Source organism: Reyranella sp., assembly GCF_965249915.1.
In the GTDB taxonomy this organism is placed as follows: Bacteria; Pseudomonadota; Alphaproteobacteria; order Reyranellales; family Reyranellaceae; genus Reyranella.
Window position 1 is genome coordinate 6,072,472 of record NZ_OZ252257.1, and the last position, 14,179, is coordinate 6,086,650.

The window sequence follows — 14,179 nt, forward strand, 5'->3', positions numbered from 1 at the left end:
GGAAGCACTCTACGCGCGCGCCGTAAAACTGTCGCGCGCCCGCACATAGGCGAACGAGCCCAGGACGAGCCCGGCGGCGAGCATGCCGAACACCCAGCGATAGGCCGTGTCGCCGGCGCCGAAGGCCTCGACGATGTAGCCTGCCCCGGCCGGCAGCACGGTGAGCCCCAGGCATTGGGCCATGTTCACGGTGGTGACGCCGCGACCGGCCAGCCGGTCGGGAAACAGCGCGCGGCCCTGCGCCACGATCACGGTGCCGTAGGCGCAGAAGAAGCAGAAGGCGATCAGCAGCGTGACCGCGAGCCAGAGCGGCGGATGCGACAGCACCGCCAGGATTGCCAGCAGCACCATGGAGATCGCGGCCCCGCCGAACACCACCCGCTTGCGCGACCGCAGCACGCGATCCATCGGCCCATAGGCCAGGATGCCCAGGAGCTGCGCCACGCCCATGGCGAGCAGCACGTTGCCGCGGGTGACGCCATCGAGCTTGTGCACATCGTGGAGATAGGGGCCGCCCCACACGCCCAGCACCGTCAGCATCGTGGCATAGGCGAAGAAGTGCATGGAGAGCACAGGCCCGAGGCCCGGCGTCCGCCAGACTTCCCAGAGCCCGCGCAGGATCTGACCCGGCGTCTCCCGCGCGGGCTCGGGCCCGCGATACTCCGGCGGCCGGTCGCGCACGAAGACCAGGAAGCCCAGCGCCACCAGCAGGGTGACGACGGCGAGGCCCAGGAAGCCGCTGCGCCAGCCGACCGTGGCCGCGATCCAGGCGAGCGGCGTCGCCGCCGCCAGGGTGCCGATGTTCGAGGCCGCGAACACCCAGGAGAGGCGCGTGGCGAGCTTGGCCGGCTCGAACCAGCGTGAGCACAGGAACACCACCGACATGAACGAGGCGGCACACCCCACGCCGACGATGGTGCGGCCAGCGATAAGGTCGGTGGCGTCCGTGGCACGGGCGATCCACAGCGAGCCCAGCATGGCGAGCAGGGATAGGGCTGCCACGGTGCGGCGCGCGCCGAACCGGTCGAACCACAGGCCGACGGGGATCTGCACGGCGAACAAGGCAAAGAAGAAGGCACTGCCGGCCCAGCCGAGCTGGCGCGGCGTGAGGTCGAGATCGCGCACGAGCTCGGGCGCGATCACGCCGTTCGACACGCGATAGAACTGGCTGAGGCAGGTAACGGCGATCAGCAGGATGAGGAGGGGCAGTCTCGACGCCATGGGCCGGCTTGCTACCACGGATGCGGCGAACATTCCTTCGGCGTGGACCGAAGGATGGTCTTGATCAGGATGCCTTGGGGCAGTAGCCGCCGCGGTCCAACAAACCCGTCGTCTCGACCGGAGCCCCGAAGGGGCGGCATGGAAAGACCTGCGTTCTACCGGACTGTCTCTCCACTCCGCCTCGCTGTGCGAGGCTCCGGTCGAGAGGACGGGGTCTATCTAGTCGAGGCTCTTGCCGTCGATTTGCTTGTCGAAGGCCAGGTCGTCGTTGAGGCACCACTGCTCGGCGACGCGGCCGTTCTCGATGCGGAAGATCGAGAGCTCGTCGACCTTGATCGCGCGGCCGGTCGGCGCGCGTTTGCCGAAGGGGCCGAGATGGGTTCCCGTCGAATGATAGCGCACGGCGACCCGGTCGCCGTCGATGATCATGTCGTCGATATGTTCGCGCCAGTCCGGAAAGCCGGCGCGGATCCGTTCGATGGCGCGGCGGATGCCGTCGTGCCCGTCGCGACTCTCGCCTTTGCCCCAGCCCTTGGGCATGTGCGCCACGAAGTCGGCGGCATAGATTTCCGGAACCGCGTCGAGTTCGCCGGTGCCCCAGATCTCGTGCAGTCGCTCGATCAGTTCGCGGGCTTGGTCGCGGCTCGTCATCGGTGTGCTGCCATCAAGAGAAACGAGGGGCGTTCGTCGGCGCCCGTCCAGTCGGGGTGGGCGGCAACGTCGTCCGTGCTCGCGGACCATTCTTCCAGGCGTGCGAGGGCGAAGCCCGTCTCGATCAGCAGGTTGACGTAGCGGGCGATCGTGCGGTGCTGCTTGATCACGCCCTTGGCCAGCCAGTCGGTCGAGCGGGCGCCTTCCTCGCTGTATCGGTTCACCGGCCAGGCGAGGCGGCCGTCGGGATCGTGCGTCCAGCTGGGCTTGGCCGGCGCGGTGTACATCGGATGCTCGACCGAGAAGACGAAGCGGCCGCCGGGCACCAGGCTGCGATGCACCTGCTCGAACAGGCCGCGCAGATTCGCGATGTAGTGCAGCGCCAGCGAGCTGTAGACGAGATCGAAAGCGCCCTCGGCCAGCGCGAGTGATTCGAGGTCGGCGCGTTCGTAGCGGATGGCCGGATCGGCCGTGGCCTCGCGTGCCCGCGCCAGCATGTTCTCCGACACGTCGAGGCCCTGAACGGAGGCCGCTCCGGCCTCGCGCGCCCAGCGGCAGAACCAGCCGAAGCCGCAGCCCAGATCCGCGACCCGACGTCCCTGCAGGTCGGGAAGCATCGACTGCAGGGTCGGCCATTCCGGCGCGGCCGCCAGCCCTTCCACGGAACGCGGAAGGCGGCTGTAGCCCGCGAAGAACTCAGGCGTGTCGTAGATATTCTGCGTCATCGTCCTATTTGACGGACGCCGCCGCCTTGGCCTGGCGGCAGGCGAGCGCCAGCGCCGCGCCGAGATCGCCGAGCAGCTTGCCCGTCATCTCGTCGGTGAGCTTGCCGTCGGCGAACTTGTTCTGCGCCTGGGCGATCATGACCTCGGGCTTGTTGACCGGACGGCCATCGAGGAACACCAGCGTCTGGCGAAGCTGGTACTGCGCGCGCGCCGTGCCGAGCACGCCCATGGAGGCGCCGAACAGGGCGACCGGCTTGGCCGCGAAGGGCTGCGGGGTCATGCGCGACAGCCAGTCGATGGCATTCTTCAGCACGCCCGAGATGCCGTAATTGTATTCCGGGCTGACGAGCACGATGCCGTCGGCCTCGAGCATGGCCTTTTGTGCGGCCTGCACCTTGTCGGGGAAGCCCTTGGCCTGGAGGTCGGCGTCGTAGAGCGGCCAGTCGCCGATCTCGATCGTGTCGCAGGTCGCGCCGGCCGGCAGACGCTCGACGAAGGCCTGCAGCGACAGGCGGTTGAACGACGCCTTGCGCAGGCTGCCGCAGAAGGCGACGAGTTTCAGGTTCTCGGACATGCGAAGGGTTCCTTTGTCAGCGTGGGCGCAGGCGGCTACATAGGTGGCCCTTGGAATGTTGGCAAACCCGGGAGCAGGGCGAAAGATGATGCGATCCGTACTCGTGGCCGCGGGCGTTGCGGCCGCCGCAGTGAGCCTTTCGCCACCGGCTTCCGCGCAGGACCAGCCGCCCGACAAGTGGGTCATGTACTGCTCCTCGGAGGGCGGCAAGGACTGCGGCGCGCAGGCGACGATCGACGGCAACAGCCTGCTCGGCCAGTTCCTCGTCGTGCGCTACTCGGCGGCCTACAACAAGATCTCCGTGGTCGGCGACGGCCAGGGCGTGCGCGCCAGCATCCAGGTCGATTCCAACCCCTTCATCTCGACCAGCATCTGCGGCCAGGGCATCTGCCAGTTCGACGACGGCAAGTCGGCGGAGCTGCTGCAGCAGCTCCGCACGGGCTCGCAGATCCAGGTCCAGCTCCAGCTCCAGGACACGATGGCGGGACCGTTCATGCAGTCGCTCAAGGGCTTCGAGCGCGAGCTGCAGAGGGCGATCCAGGCGCAACGCGGCGGCTGATCGACGAAGCGCGCCGCCTACTCGAGGCGGCGCGAGAACAGCCAGGTTGCGTAGCCCAGCGTGACGCAGCCGATCAGCGCCATCGGCCAGAGCTGGGGCCAGGCCAGCGTCCAGGAGAGATCCTGCAGGAAGATGCCGCGGCTCAGGGTCACCATGTAGCGGATCGGGTTGAGGTGGGTGAGGGCCTGGGCCCAGTCGGGCATGTTGGCGATCGGGGTCGTGAAGCCGGACAGCACCGCGGCCGGCGACAGGAAGAGGAAGACCCCGAGAATCGCCTGCTGCTGCGTCTTGGCGATCGATGAGATGACCAGGCCGATGCCCACCGCCGACAGCACGAACACCGCGATGGCGACGTTGAACAGGGCGGCGCTGCCGACGAACGGCACGCCATAGGCGAAGCAGGCCAGCGCGGCGATGACGTTGGCCTCGACGAAGCCGATGCAGAGCGCCGGCACGGTCTTTCCCACCAGGATCTCCATGGGGCGCAACGGCGTGACGAGAAGCTGCTCGAACGTGCCGAGCTCGCGTTCGCGGGCAACCGAGAGGGCGGTGATGAGCAGGATCGCCACGATGGTGAGCAGCACCGTCAGGCCCGGCAGGATGAACCAGCGGCTGTCGAAGTTGGGATTGAACCAGGCGCGCGACTGGATGTTCAATTCGGCGATGGCCTGGCCCGCTCGCGAGAGATTGTAGCTTTCGACGATGCCCAGCGCGTAGCTCTGCAGGATGAGGGCGGCGTTCGATTTGCGGCCGTCGAGCAGCAGCTGGACGCGGGCCGGCCGGCCGGCCGCGACATCCGCCGAGAAGGTCTGGCCGACATGGAGGACCGCCTTCACTTTCTGCGAGTCGAGCGCGTCCTGGACGGACTGCGGATTGTCGAACCGTGCGACGACGTGGAAGGCGGGCGAGGCCTCGAAGCGGCTGACCAGTTCCTGGGCCGCAGACGCCCGGTCCTCGATCCACAGGCCGAGCGCGGCATCCGTGACTTCGAAGGTCGCGGCGCTGGCGAACAGGATGAGCTGCACCAGCGGCGGGACCACGAGAACCATGCGGCTCTTGCGGTCCTTCCACAGCATCTTGAATTCCTTGAGGATCAGCGCGGCGATGCGGCGCCACATGGTCGTTACTCCAGGCTGCGGCGGGTGCGGGCGATGGCCAGCGCGAGAAACAGGACGGCGAAGCCCAGCAGCATGGCGAGGTTGGGCAGCAGCACCGGCCAGACCGTGCCCGCGAGGAACAGGGTCTGCAGGCTCGACACGAAGTAGCGGGCCGGAAAGACCGTCGTCACGGCCTGGACCCAGCGCGGCATGCTCTCGATGTCGAACATGAGGCCCGACAGGATCAGCGCCGGCATGAAGGTGACGAGGAAGGCGAGCTGGGCGGCGACGAACTGGCTGCGCGCGACCGTCGAGATCAGCAGGCCCATCGCCAGGGAGACGATGAGGAACACCGAGGAAATGGCGATCAGCACCTCGGCGGAGCCTCGGAACGGCACCTCGAAGACGACCAGGCCGATGAAGACCGAGACGGCGAGGCCGCCCAGTCCCAGCACGAAGTAGGCGACCAGCTTGCCGAGCAGGATTTCGGTCATGCTGGCCGGCGAGGCGAGCATGGCCTCCATGGTCCCGCGCTCCCACTCGCGGGCGACCACGAGCGCCGTCAGCAGGGCGCCGATCATGGTCATGACCATCGCGATGAGGCCGGGCACGATGAAGTTGGTGCTGCGGATCTCGGGATTGAACCAGTAGCGGTTCTCGATCGTGACGGGCGACACGGCCGGCTGGGCGCGGTCGCGACGATGGCCCAGCAGCCACGTCGCCACGACGCCCTGGGCATAGCCGGTGACGATGCGGGCATTGTTGGCATCGACGCCGTTGACCACGATGGCGATGTCGGCCGCGCGGATCGGATCGGCCACGCGCCGGGAGAAATCGCTGCGCAGCACCACGAAGCCTTCGATGTCGCCGCGCATCAGGGCGGCTTCGGCCGCCTGCGACGTCAGGAAGGAGAAGGGACGGAAGTAGGGCGTATTGGCAAAGGCCTGGAACAGGCCCGCCGATTCGACGCTGCGATTCTCGTCGACGATCCCGAAGCGCACGTTGCGGGCGTCGAGCGAGATGCCGAAGCCGATCAGCAGGAGCAGGACGACCGGCATCACGAGCGCAATCGCGATCGACGAGGGGTCGCGCACGATCTGCACGAACTCCTTGTGCAGCAGCCCGGCGAAGCGACGGAAGAAGGTTCGGGGCGAGGTCATGCGGCGGCCGCGCCCTGGCGTTCGGCGTCATGCTCGCGGATCAAGCCGACGAAGGCGTCTTCGAGCGTCGGCTCCGGCAGGTCCGCCGTGACGAAGCGCTGCTTCATGGCATCCGGACTGCCGGAGGCGATCATCCTTCCCGCATAGACGATGCCCAGCCGGTCGCAGTATTCGGCTTCCTCCATGAAGTGCGAGGTCACCAGCACGGTGACGCCACCCTCGGCCAGCGCGCCGATGCGCGACCAGAATTCGCGCCGCATCAGCGGATCGACGCCCGAGGTGGGCTCGTCGAGGAACAGGACCTGCGGTTCGTGCAGGAGCGCGCATCCGAGCGCCAGCCGCTGCTTGAAGCCGAGCGGCAGGGTCCCCGCCTCCAGGTCGGCGACGGCCTCGAGGTCGAAGCTCTCGATCGCCCAGGCGATGCGGCTCGATCGACGACGGCCGGCCAGGCCGTAGACACCGCTGAAGAAGTCGAGATTGTCGCGAACCGACAGGGTGCCGTAGAGCGAGAATTTCTGGGACATGTAACCGATGCGTTCGCGCGCCGTGGCGCGGGCGCGGCCGAGATCGACGCCCGCGACATGCGCCGAACCCGCGCTCGGCGCCAGCAGGCCGCAAAGCATGCGAAAGGTCGTGGACTTGCCCGCGCCGTTGGGACCCAGCAACCCGAAGATCTCGCCGGGCTTGACGGTGAAGCTCACGGTGTCGACCGCGCGGAACTTCCCGAAGTCGCGTGTGAGGTCGCGGGCCTCGATCGCGATGCCGTCGGGGGAGAGGGCTGAAGTCGCCTGCATCGCGGGCGCTGCGAAGGGGGGCCGATCGGCCAGGAGGAGGCTCACGAACGCGTCCTCGAAGCGGGGCCGCGTCGGACGTGCGGCCGCGCTGGCGCCGGCGAGTTCCGCGACGTCGGGCAGGACGCGCCCTTCCTTGAGCACGAGTCGCAGGCTGCGGCCCTGGATGGTGGCGTCCGCGACGGCCGGCAGCGAGGCCGCTTCGCGCTGGATGCGATGCCGCTGCCCCTCGGGCAGGTCGATCAGGAAGGTGCGCCCCTCGAGCCGGCGTGTGAAATCTGACGGACTGCCGGAGGCGAGGAGGCGGCCGCCATCGAGCAGCAGGAAACTGTCGCAGCGTTCGGCTTCGTCGAGATAGGCCGTGCTCCAGACGATGGCGACGCCGGTTCCCGCCATCGTCCGCACGATGCGCCAGAGCTCGCGCCGGGACGCGGGGTCCACGCCGGCGCTCGGTTCGTCGAGCAGCAGCAGCTTCGGTCGCGGCAGCAGGGCACAGGCGAGCCCGAGCTTCTGCTTCATGCCGCCGGAGAGCTGCCCGGCCAGGCGGCGGGTGAAGGGCGCAAGGCCGGTGAACTGCAGCAGCGTCGCGAAGCGCTCTGCGCGCGCCGCTTCGTCCAGATCGTGCAGGTCGGCCTGGAGGTCGAGATTCTCCTGGACCGTCAGATCCTCGTAGAGGCCGAAGCGCTGCGGCATGTAACCGATGTCACCGCGCACCGCGTCGCGGTCCGTCGCCGCGTGGCCCAGCACCTCCAGCGATCCCGTGTCCGGCGTGAGCAGGCCGGCGATCAGGCGGAGCAACGTCGTCTTTCCCGCGCCATCGGGCCCGACGAGACCGGTGATCTGGCCGGCACTGACGGAGGCCGTCACACCCGACAGGGCGGCCGTCGTCCCGAAACTCTTGCCGAGGCCGGTGAGGGTGACGCTCGCGGGCATGGCCGGCCTAGCGGGCGCCGAGCGGGACGCGGACCGTGACCGGCATGCCCTGACGCAGGCGATCGTCGGGGTTCTTGATGAAGACGCGCAGGCGATAGACGAGCTGGGTGCGCAGTTCGGTGGTCTCGACGGTCTTCGGCGTGAACTCCGCGGTCGGCGAGATGAAGCCGATCCAGCCCTCGTAGGGGTGGGTCGGGTCGGTGTCGGTGACCACCGTCACGGCCATGCCGGGGCGGATGCGACCGAGGTCGGGCTCGGAGACGTAGGTGCGGACCCAGACCTTGTCGGTGAGCGAGACGGTGAAGATCGGATTGGCAGGGCTGACCATCGCGCCCGGCTCGACGATGCGGCTGAGCACGATTCCCTCGGCCGGCGATTTGAGCACCGTGTCGGCAAGCCGCCGCTCTGCCAGCGAAAGAAGCGATTCCTCCGATCGCAGCAGGGCCTTGGCCTGCTCGATATCCTCGCGGCGGGGGCCGATCTCGGTCAGTCGCGAGGCCTGCTGGGAAATGTCGAGACGGGCCCGTGCCGAATCATAGGCGTTCTTCGCCTCGTCGTAGAGCTGGCGCGAGACGTTGCCACCGGCCAGCAGTTCCGTCCGTCGCTTGAGGAGGAGTTCGGCGTCCACGACGGCAGCCCTGTTCGCGTCGACCTGGGCGCGGTCGCGGGCGATTTCCTCGGGCCGGCTGCCGGTTTCTAGTCGCTCAACCGCCGCACGCTGTGCCTCGACCCGGGCACGGGCCAGGGAAGCGGCATCCCGATAGGTGTCGGCTTCCATCACCGCCACCGTCTCGCCTGCCTTCACCGCGTCGCCTTCCTCCTTGCGCAGCTCCTGCAGGCGGCCGGTGGCGTTGAAGGCGAGATCGACCTGGCGGATGTCGACATTGCCGTACAGGGTGAGGAACGTCGGTTGCGCCCGCGGCCAGTAGCGGTAGGCGGCGCCACCGCCGGCGGCCAGCGCCACGACGAGCAGCGCGATCAGGATCGGCCAGCGGCGGCGAGACTGGGGCATTCCGTACTCCACGCATCGGTTGTTGCGTGGAGACCTAGAATCCTTCGGCGTTCCGCTCCTTGATGTCGGTCAAGCCTGCCGGCGATAGAGGAAGCAGTTGTCGGCCTTGGGCATCTTGATGCCTTCGTAGAAGGTCATCGCCGTCGGCGCGGAGAGCAGCAGGGTGGTCGTGTTCGCGCCACCCGCTTCGGTGCGGGTCATCTCGATCAGGCGACGGCCGATTCCCTGGCCCTGGCAGGCCTTGTCGACGGCGAGGTCCGACAGGTAGCAGCAGAAGCAGAAGTCGGTCAGCGAGCGGGCGATGCCCACCAGCTTGCCGTCCTGACGTGCGGTCAGGATCAGGTTGGCCTGCTTCAGCATCTGCTCGATGCGGGGGCGGTCGGTGATCGGGCGGTTCAGGCCCGACTTGGCGACCACGTCGATATATTCGTCGGCGCCGAGATCGTCCTCGCGGGCGTAGATCGTGTTCATTGCGTCAGCCATCTCCTCAGCGCGGCCGAGACTTCGGCCGGTTTCTCCAGCGGTGTCATGTGCCCGGAGTCGTCGATCACCTGGAGGCGGGCGTTGGCGATGTCGCTGGCCATCTCCTGCGCGCGCGGCAGGGGCGTGACCCGGTCATCGCGACCCACGATCACCAGCGAGGGCACCTCGATCTCGACCAGCAGCGGACGGCTGTCGGCGCGGCCCAGGATGGCCTGCTGCTGGCGCACGAAGCCGTCGCCGCCGATGTCGCACGCCATGTCGAAGAGCGGCTGCGTGATGCTTGCGTCGCTGACCCGCGACGGATGGACGAGTTGCGGCAGCAGGGTCGGGTGAATGCCGTGGAAGCGGCCGATCCGCGTCTGCTCGATGAAGCCACGCCGCCGCGCCGCCGTCTCGGGCGAATCGGGCGCGGCCTGCGTGTCGATCAGGGCAATGCGTTCGATCCGCTCCGGCGCCCGTCGGAAGATTTCGAAGGCGACGTAGCCGCCCATCGAGAAGCCGCACAAGGCAAAAGTCGGTGGTGCCGACGCGAGAACGGCCTCGGCCATGGCTGCCATCGTGTCGTGGTGCCAGAGCTCGGGAATCGTGAAATCGGCGATGTCCGCCAGCGCTTCGACCTGGGGCGCGAAGACGCGGTGCGTGTTGAGCAGGCCCGGCAGCAGCACGAGCGGAGAGCGCGACATGGCGGGCGGCCTCAGATCTGAATCTGGTTGCCGAGTTCGATAGCGCGGTTGGGCGGGATACGGAAGAAGGTCTTGGTGGCTGAGGCCGAATGGGAGAGCGAGATGAACCAGTCGCGGCGCCAGCGTCCGAGCTTGGAATGCTGCGACGGCACCAGGGTCTCGCGGCCGAGGAAGAACGAGGTTTCCATCTCGTCGTAGGCGATGCCGTGGGGACGGCAGGCCCGCAGCGCCTCGGGAATATCGGGCTGCTCGGTGAATCCGTAATGGGCGATCACCGTGTGGAAGCCCTTGCCCAGCCGCTCGACCTCGACCCGGTTGGCGTCGGAGACGACGGGCACGTCCATCGTGTCGACCTGCAGGATGATGATGCGCTCGTGCAGGACCTTGTTGTGCTTGAGATTGTGCAGGAAGGCGGCCGGCGTGTGGGTGGCGTCGGCGGTCAGGAAGACGGCGGTGCCCGCGACGCGGTCCGGCGCGCGCTCCATGCGCTCGAGGAATTGCTTGAGCGGCAGCGAGCCCTCGCTCAGTTCCGCCGCGACCAGCCGGCGGCCGCGCCGCCAGGTCATGATGGTGAAGTAGATCAGGAAGGCCACGATCAGCGGCAGCCAGCCGCCGTCTGGGATCTTGAGGGCGTTGGCGATGAAGAAGGCAAGGTCCGGAATGGCCAGGAAGCCGAACACCGCTGCCGCCAGCGGCCACGACCAGCGCCACACCAGGATCGCCACCGCCATGGCGAGAGCCGCGTCGACCAGCATCGCGCCGGTGACGGCGAGACCGTAGGCGCCGGCCAGGGCGCCCGACGAGCCGAAGCCCACGACCAGTGCCACGACGCCCGACATCAGCAGCCAATTCACCCGCGGGATGTAGATCTGGCCGATTGCCGTTTCGGACGTGTGGTGGATTTCCATGCGCGGCAGGTAGCCGAGCTGGATGGCCTGATGGGTCAGCGAGAACACGCCGGTGATGACCGCCTGCGAGGCGATGACGGCGGCCAGGGTCGAAAGAACCACGAGAACGATGATGTAGTCCTTCGGCACCAGCTCGAAGAAGACCTGATGCACGACGGCGGGGTTCTCGATGATGAGCGCGCCCTGGCCGAAATAGTTGAGCAGCAGGCCCGGCATGACGAGGCCCAGCCAGCCGATGCGGATGGGTTTGCGGCCAAAATGCCCCATGTCGGCGTACAGGGCTTCCGCACCGGTGACGGCCAGCACGATCGAGCCGAAGGCCCAGAAAATGCCAAAGCCCTGGTCGGTGACGAGGTAGTAGGCATGGATCGGATTGATCGCCGCCAGGACGGACGGGTTCTTGACCACCTGCCAGACGCCGAGCACGCCCAGCACCAGGAACCAGACCAGCATCACCGGTCCGAACAGGCGGCCGACATCGGCGGTGCCGCGGGCCTGCAGCACGAACAGGGCGACGAGGATGACCAGCGACAGCGGCAGGACGTAGGGCGTCAAGGCGGGCTCGGCCGCGGACAGGCCCTCGACGGCGCTCATCACCGAAACGGCGGGGGTGATGATCGCGTCGCCGTAGAACAGGGCCAGCCCGATCACCGCCAGCACCACGATCGACTTGCGGACCTTCTTGGCCTTGCCGTTCAGCCCGCGGGTCGCGAGCGTCGCCAGCGCCAGGACGCCGCCTTCGCCCTTGTTGTCGGCGCGCATGATCAGCACGACGTATTTGATGGTGACGGTCAGCGTCACCGCCCAGAACAGCATCGAGAGCACGCCCAGCACGTGCTCGCGCGTCGGCGCCATTCCGCTGCCATGGAGGAAGGTCTCGCGAAGCGCATAGAGCGGGCTGGTGCCGATATCGCCGAACACGACACCGAGCGCCCCCAGAACCAGGGCCGCGCCCACGGGATGGGCGGCGTGCTGGTGACCTGTGGCGGCTTCGGGCGATGAGGATTGGCTGGTTTCGGCTGGTGCCATGATGTCAAACGCCGCCTCGGACGGCGGCGCGGCGAGGGTGTGCGCTTAGCGCCTTGCGCTGTCAACGAGCCAAATAGGGCGTCGTTGTGGCAAAAAAACTTGACTTGCAGCGACCTGCCGGGCGGCCTTGGGGCCAGGGAGGCTATCCATGCAAAAACATGTCGAAGAACATGCCGACGTCAGCCAGCCGCGCCTCTACCGCGAGGACAGCTGGGGACCGCATTTTGCCCGGCTGCGGCGGGAAGACCCGGTCCACCGCCATGCCGAGAGTCCGTTCGGGCCCTACTGGTCGGTCACGCGCCATGCCGACATCATGAAGGTCGAGCTGGATCCGGCGACCTATTCGTCGGCGTCCGAGCTGGGCGGCATCCAGATCACCGACCAGCCGCAGGGCGAGGAGCTGCCCAACTTCATCCGCATGGACCCGCCACGCCACACCGCCCAACGCAAGACCGTGGCGCCCATCGTGGCGCCGTCCAACCTGGCCAACATGGAAGGGCTGATCCGCCAGCGCACCGGCCAGGTACTCGACGGGCTGCCGAGGGGCGAGACGTTCGACTGGGCCGACAGCGTGTCGACGGAACTCACCGCCATGATGCTGGCGACCCTGTTCGACTTTCCACAGGAAGATCGGCGCAAGCTGACCCGCTGGTCCGACGTGGCGATCTGCAACATCGAGGCCGAGGACGCGATCGTGAAGACCAACGAGGCGCGGATGGCGGAACTCCGGCAGATGGCCGAGACGATGGCGGCGCTCTGGCAGGAGCGCGCGGCGCGGCCGCCGACCTTCGATCTGATCTCGATGATGGCGCACAGCGACGCCACCCGGAACATGCCGACCCGCGAGTTCATCGGAAACTTCGCGTTGCTGATCGTCGGTGGCAACGACACGACGCGCAACTCGATGAGCGCCGGACTGATGGCGATGCTCGACAATCCGGCCGAGGTCGACAAGGTGCGGGCCGACCCGGGCCTGATGCCGAGCCTGGTGTCCGAGACGATCCGGTGGGCGACGCCGGTGATCCACATGCGGCGCACCGCGCGCACGGATTGCGAACTGGGCGGCAAGCAGATCCGCGCCGGCGACAAGGTGGTGATGTGGTACGTCTCGGGCAATCGCGACGAGGCGGCGATCGATGAGCCGGAGCGCTTCATCGTCGGCCGGCCGAAGGCGCGCCAGCATCTTGCCTTCGGCGCCGGCATCCATCGCTGCGTCGGCGACCGGCTCGCCGAGATGCAGATCCGGATCCTCTGGGAAGAGCTGCTGAAGCGCGACCTCGAGATCGAGGTCGTCGCGCCGCCGGTGCGCCTCTACTCCAACTTCATCCGCGGCATCCGCTCGCTGCCGGTCGGGATCAGGAATTAGAACGAGCCTGTTCGGCCATTTGATTCAAGGATCCCTCACTTCGTTCGGGATGACACCACGGCTGGAGTTGTCGCGGTGCGCTGCCATCGAAAGCAGTGTCGTCTCGAACGAAGTGAGGGATCTTTCGCTTTGCCATTCTCCGAGGCGACTTATCTCAGGATGACGAGTTCCGAATCGTCTCGACGCCCGCCGCAAAAGCCTGTTGCAGCAGCCAGACGTCACCGGCGATCGAGACGAAGTCGTAGCCGAGCTTCACGAACTGTGCGGCCTGCTTCGCGTCGACGGCGAGGCGGCCGGCGGACTTGCCGTGCTTCTTCGCCGCCGCGATCGTCGCCCGCTCGGCGCTGAGGAAGTCGGGGTGGTCGAAGGCGCCCGGCTCGCCCATGGCGACGCTGAAGTCGTTGTGACCGAGCCACAGCATGTCGACGCCCGGCAGGGACGCGATCTCGTCGGCCGCGGCGGCGCCGCGCGGATCCTCGACCTGCAGGATGATCGCGGTGCGCGCGTTCTGTTCGGCAAAGCGCGGCAGCAGCGGTTCGGAGCGCCGGGCGAAGCGCTCGTGGGCGAGACCCAGCGCCACGCCGCGTGTGCCGTCGGGCCAGTACTTGGCGGCGTCGAGCACGGCCCTGGCCTGCTCGACCGACGAGACGATGGGTACCATCACGCCATCGGCGCCGGTATCGAGCGCGCGCGAGATGTGATGACGTGACTGTGAGGGCACGCGCACGACCAGCGGCAGATCTGCCGCCTGCATGTAGCGCACGACCTGGCGCACGGTATCGAATCCGAAACCGGTATGCTCCATGTCGAGCACCGCGAAGTCTGCGCCTGCGGCCTTCAGGATCTGGCCGATTCCCGGCGTGGCGAACTCGAACAGGAAGGTGCCGATCTTCGTGGGACGGGTGCCGACGAGCGCGCGAAGTCCATTGCCTGTCATTGTCGTTTCCCCCTTATGGAGGCGATGCTAGCGTGGACCGTCCCCACGAC

General features: G+C 67.7%; 14 protein-coding genes. 2 read left to right on the forward strand and 12 right to left on the reverse strand.

Going from position 1 to position 14,179, the window contains the following annotated elements; translation table 11 throughout:
* Positions 1-9: 9 nt before the first annotated feature.
* The 4 genes from ACP15H_RS29855 to ACP15H_RS29870 all read right to left on the reverse strand — a co-directional run bounded on the left by ACP15H_RS29855 (position 10) and on the right by ACP15H_RS29870 (position 3,171).
* Positions 10-1,221 carry an MFS transporter gene (locus ACP15H_RS29855; protein ID WP_425069734.1) on the reverse strand — a complete coding sequence of 404 codons (1,212 nt, stop codon included), beginning with the start codon at positions 1,219-1,221 and terminating at the stop codon, positions 10-12.
* A gap of 219 nt (positions 1,222-1,440) precedes the next feature.
* Positions 1,441-1,872, reverse strand: a complete 432-nt coding sequence (locus ACP15H_RS29860; RefSeq protein ID WP_425069735.1) for an ester cyclase — start codon at positions 1,870-1,872, stop codon at positions 1,441-1,443.
* A complete protein-coding gene (locus ACP15H_RS29865) occupies positions 1,869-2,597 on the reverse strand; it encodes a class I SAM-dependent methyltransferase (protein WP_425069736.1) in 729 nt (242 codons plus the stop codon). Before ACP15H_RS29865 ends, ACP15H_RS29860 begins: the two co-directional genes overlap by 4 nt.
* A gap of 4 nt (positions 2,598-2,601) precedes the next feature.
* On the reverse strand, positions 2,602-3,171 hold the full coding sequence (locus ACP15H_RS29870) for an NADPH-dependent FMN reductase (RefSeq protein ID WP_296329408.1): 570 nt from the start codon (positions 3,169-3,171) through the stop codon (positions 2,602-2,604).
* Positions 3,172-3,256: 85 nt separating this feature from the next.
* Between ACP15H_RS29870 and ACP15H_RS29875 the strand changes: the two genes are divergently transcribed.
* Positions 3,257-3,730 carry a hypothetical protein gene (locus ACP15H_RS29875; protein ID WP_425069737.1) on the forward strand — a complete coding sequence of 158 codons (474 nt, stop codon included), beginning with the start codon at positions 3,257-3,259 and terminating at the stop codon, positions 3,728-3,730.
* A gap of 17 nt (positions 3,731-3,747) precedes the next feature.
* Here ACP15H_RS29875 and ACP15H_RS29880 read toward each other — a convergent pair whose 3' ends face one another.
* The 7 genes from ACP15H_RS29880 to ACP15H_RS29910 form a co-directional block, all read right to left on the reverse strand.
* Positions 3,748-4,848 (reverse strand): ABC transporter permease, encoded by a 1,101-nt coding sequence (locus ACP15H_RS29880; protein ID WP_425069738.1) that lies wholly within the window; start codon positions 4,846-4,848, stop codon positions 3,748-3,750.
* Positions 4,849-4,853: 5 nt separating this feature from the next.
* Positions 4,854-5,987 carry an ABC transporter permease gene (locus ACP15H_RS29885; protein ID WP_425069739.1) on the reverse strand — a complete coding sequence of 378 codons (1,134 nt, stop codon included), beginning with the start codon at positions 5,985-5,987 and terminating at the stop codon, positions 4,854-4,856.
* Positions 5,984-7,711: an ATP-binding cassette domain-containing protein gene (locus ACP15H_RS29890; protein ID WP_425069740.1), complete on the reverse strand. Its 1,728-nt coding sequence runs from the start codon at positions 7,709-7,711 to the stop codon at positions 5,984-5,986. Before ACP15H_RS29890 ends, ACP15H_RS29885 begins: the two co-directional genes overlap by 4 nt.
* A gap of 7 nt (positions 7,712-7,718) precedes the next feature.
* Positions 7,719-8,723: an efflux RND transporter periplasmic adaptor subunit gene (locus ACP15H_RS29895; RefSeq protein ID WP_425069741.1), complete on the reverse strand. Its 1,005-nt coding sequence runs from the start codon at positions 8,721-8,723 to the stop codon at positions 7,719-7,721.
* Between the two features lie 69 nt (positions 8,724-8,792).
* Positions 8,793-9,194 carry a GNAT family N-acetyltransferase gene (locus ACP15H_RS29900; RefSeq protein ID WP_425069742.1) on the reverse strand — a complete coding sequence of 134 codons (402 nt, stop codon included), beginning with the start codon at positions 9,192-9,194 and terminating at the stop codon, positions 8,793-8,795.
* Complete coding sequence (locus tag ACP15H_RS29905) at positions 9,191-9,889, reverse strand: alpha/beta fold hydrolase (RefSeq protein ID WP_425069743.1); 699 nt, start codon at positions 9,887-9,889, stop codon at positions 9,191-9,193. Before ACP15H_RS29905 ends, ACP15H_RS29900 begins: the two co-directional genes overlap by 4 nt.
* 11 nt (positions 9,890-9,900) lie before the next feature.
* Complete coding sequence (locus ACP15H_RS29910) at positions 9,901-11,826, reverse strand: potassium transporter Kup (RefSeq protein ID WP_425069744.1); 1,926 nt, start codon at positions 11,824-11,826, stop codon at positions 9,901-9,903.
* Positions 11,827-11,974: 148 nt separating this feature from the next.
* Here ACP15H_RS29910 and ACP15H_RS29915 point away from each other — a divergent pair, with 148 nt between their 5' ends.
* The gene (locus ACP15H_RS29915; protein ID WP_425069745.1) at positions 11,975-13,192 is read left to right on the forward strand and encodes a cytochrome P450; all 1,218 of its coding nucleotides are present in this window, start codon (positions 11,975-11,977) and stop codon (positions 13,190-13,192) included.
* Positions 13,193-13,346: 154 nt separating this feature from the next.
* Here the strand turns inward: ACP15H_RS29915 and ACP15H_RS29920 are convergent, their stop codons facing one another.
* Positions 13,347-14,129, reverse strand: a complete 783-nt coding sequence (locus ACP15H_RS29920; protein WP_425069746.1) for an HpcH/HpaI aldolase family protein — start codon at positions 14,127-14,129, stop codon at positions 13,347-13,349.
* Positions 14,130-14,179: the final 50 nt, after the last annotated feature.

Excerpts from the sequence above, each read along its gene's own strand:
- ACP15H_RS29885 (WP_425069739.1), bottom strand. The coding sequence starts at position 5,987 with ATGACCTCGCCCCGAACCTTCTTCCGTCGCTTCGCCGGGCTGCTGCAC.
- ACP15H_RS29855 (WP_425069734.1), bottom strand. The coding sequence starts at position 1,221 with ATGGCGTCGAGACTGCCCCTCCTCATCCTGCTGATCGCCGTTACCTGC.
- ACP15H_RS29860 (WP_425069735.1), bottom strand. The coding sequence starts at position 1,872 with ATGACGAGCCGCGACCAAGCCCGCGAACTGATCGAGCGACTGCACGAG.
- ACP15H_RS29915 (WP_425069745.1), top strand. The coding sequence starts at position 11,975 with ATGCAAAAACATGTCGAAGAACATGCCGACGTCAGCCAGCCGCGCCTC.
- ACP15H_RS29880 (WP_425069738.1), bottom strand. The coding sequence starts at position 4,848 with ATGTGGCGCCGCATCGCCGCGCTGATCCTCAAGGAATTCAAGATGCTG.
- ACP15H_RS29865 (WP_425069736.1), bottom strand. The coding sequence starts at position 2,597 with ATGACGCAGAATATCTACGACACGCCTGAGTTCTTCGCGGGCTACAGC.
- ACP15H_RS29870 (WP_296329408.1), bottom strand. The coding sequence starts at position 3,171 with ATGTCCGAGAACCTGAAACTCGTCGCCTTCTGCGGCAGCCTGCGCAAG.
- ACP15H_RS29920 (WP_425069746.1), bottom strand. The coding sequence starts at position 14,129 with ATGACAGGCAATGGACTTCGCGCGCTCGTCGGCACCCGTCCCACGAAG.
- ACP15H_RS29900 (WP_425069742.1), bottom strand. The coding sequence starts at position 9,194 with ATGAACACGATCTACGCCCGCGAGGACGATCTCGGCGCCGACGAATAT.
- ACP15H_RS29890 (WP_425069740.1), bottom strand. The coding sequence starts at position 7,711 with ATGCCCGCGAGCGTCACCCTCACCGGCCTCGGCAAGAGTTTCGGGACG.
- ACP15H_RS29905 (WP_425069743.1), bottom strand. The coding sequence starts at position 9,889 with ATGTCGCGCTCTCCGCTCGTGCTGCTGCCGGGCCTGCTCAACACGCAC.
- ACP15H_RS29895 (WP_425069741.1), bottom strand. The coding sequence starts at position 8,723 with ATGCCCCAGTCTCGCCGCCGCTGGCCGATCCTGATCGCGCTGCTCGTC.
- ACP15H_RS29910 (WP_425069744.1), bottom strand. The coding sequence starts at position 11,826 with ATGGCACCAGCCGAAACCAGCCAATCCTCATCGCCCGAAGCCGCCACA.
- ACP15H_RS29875 (WP_425069737.1), top strand. The coding sequence starts at position 3,257 with ATGATGCGATCCGTACTCGTGGCCGCGGGCGTTGCGGCCGCCGCAGTG.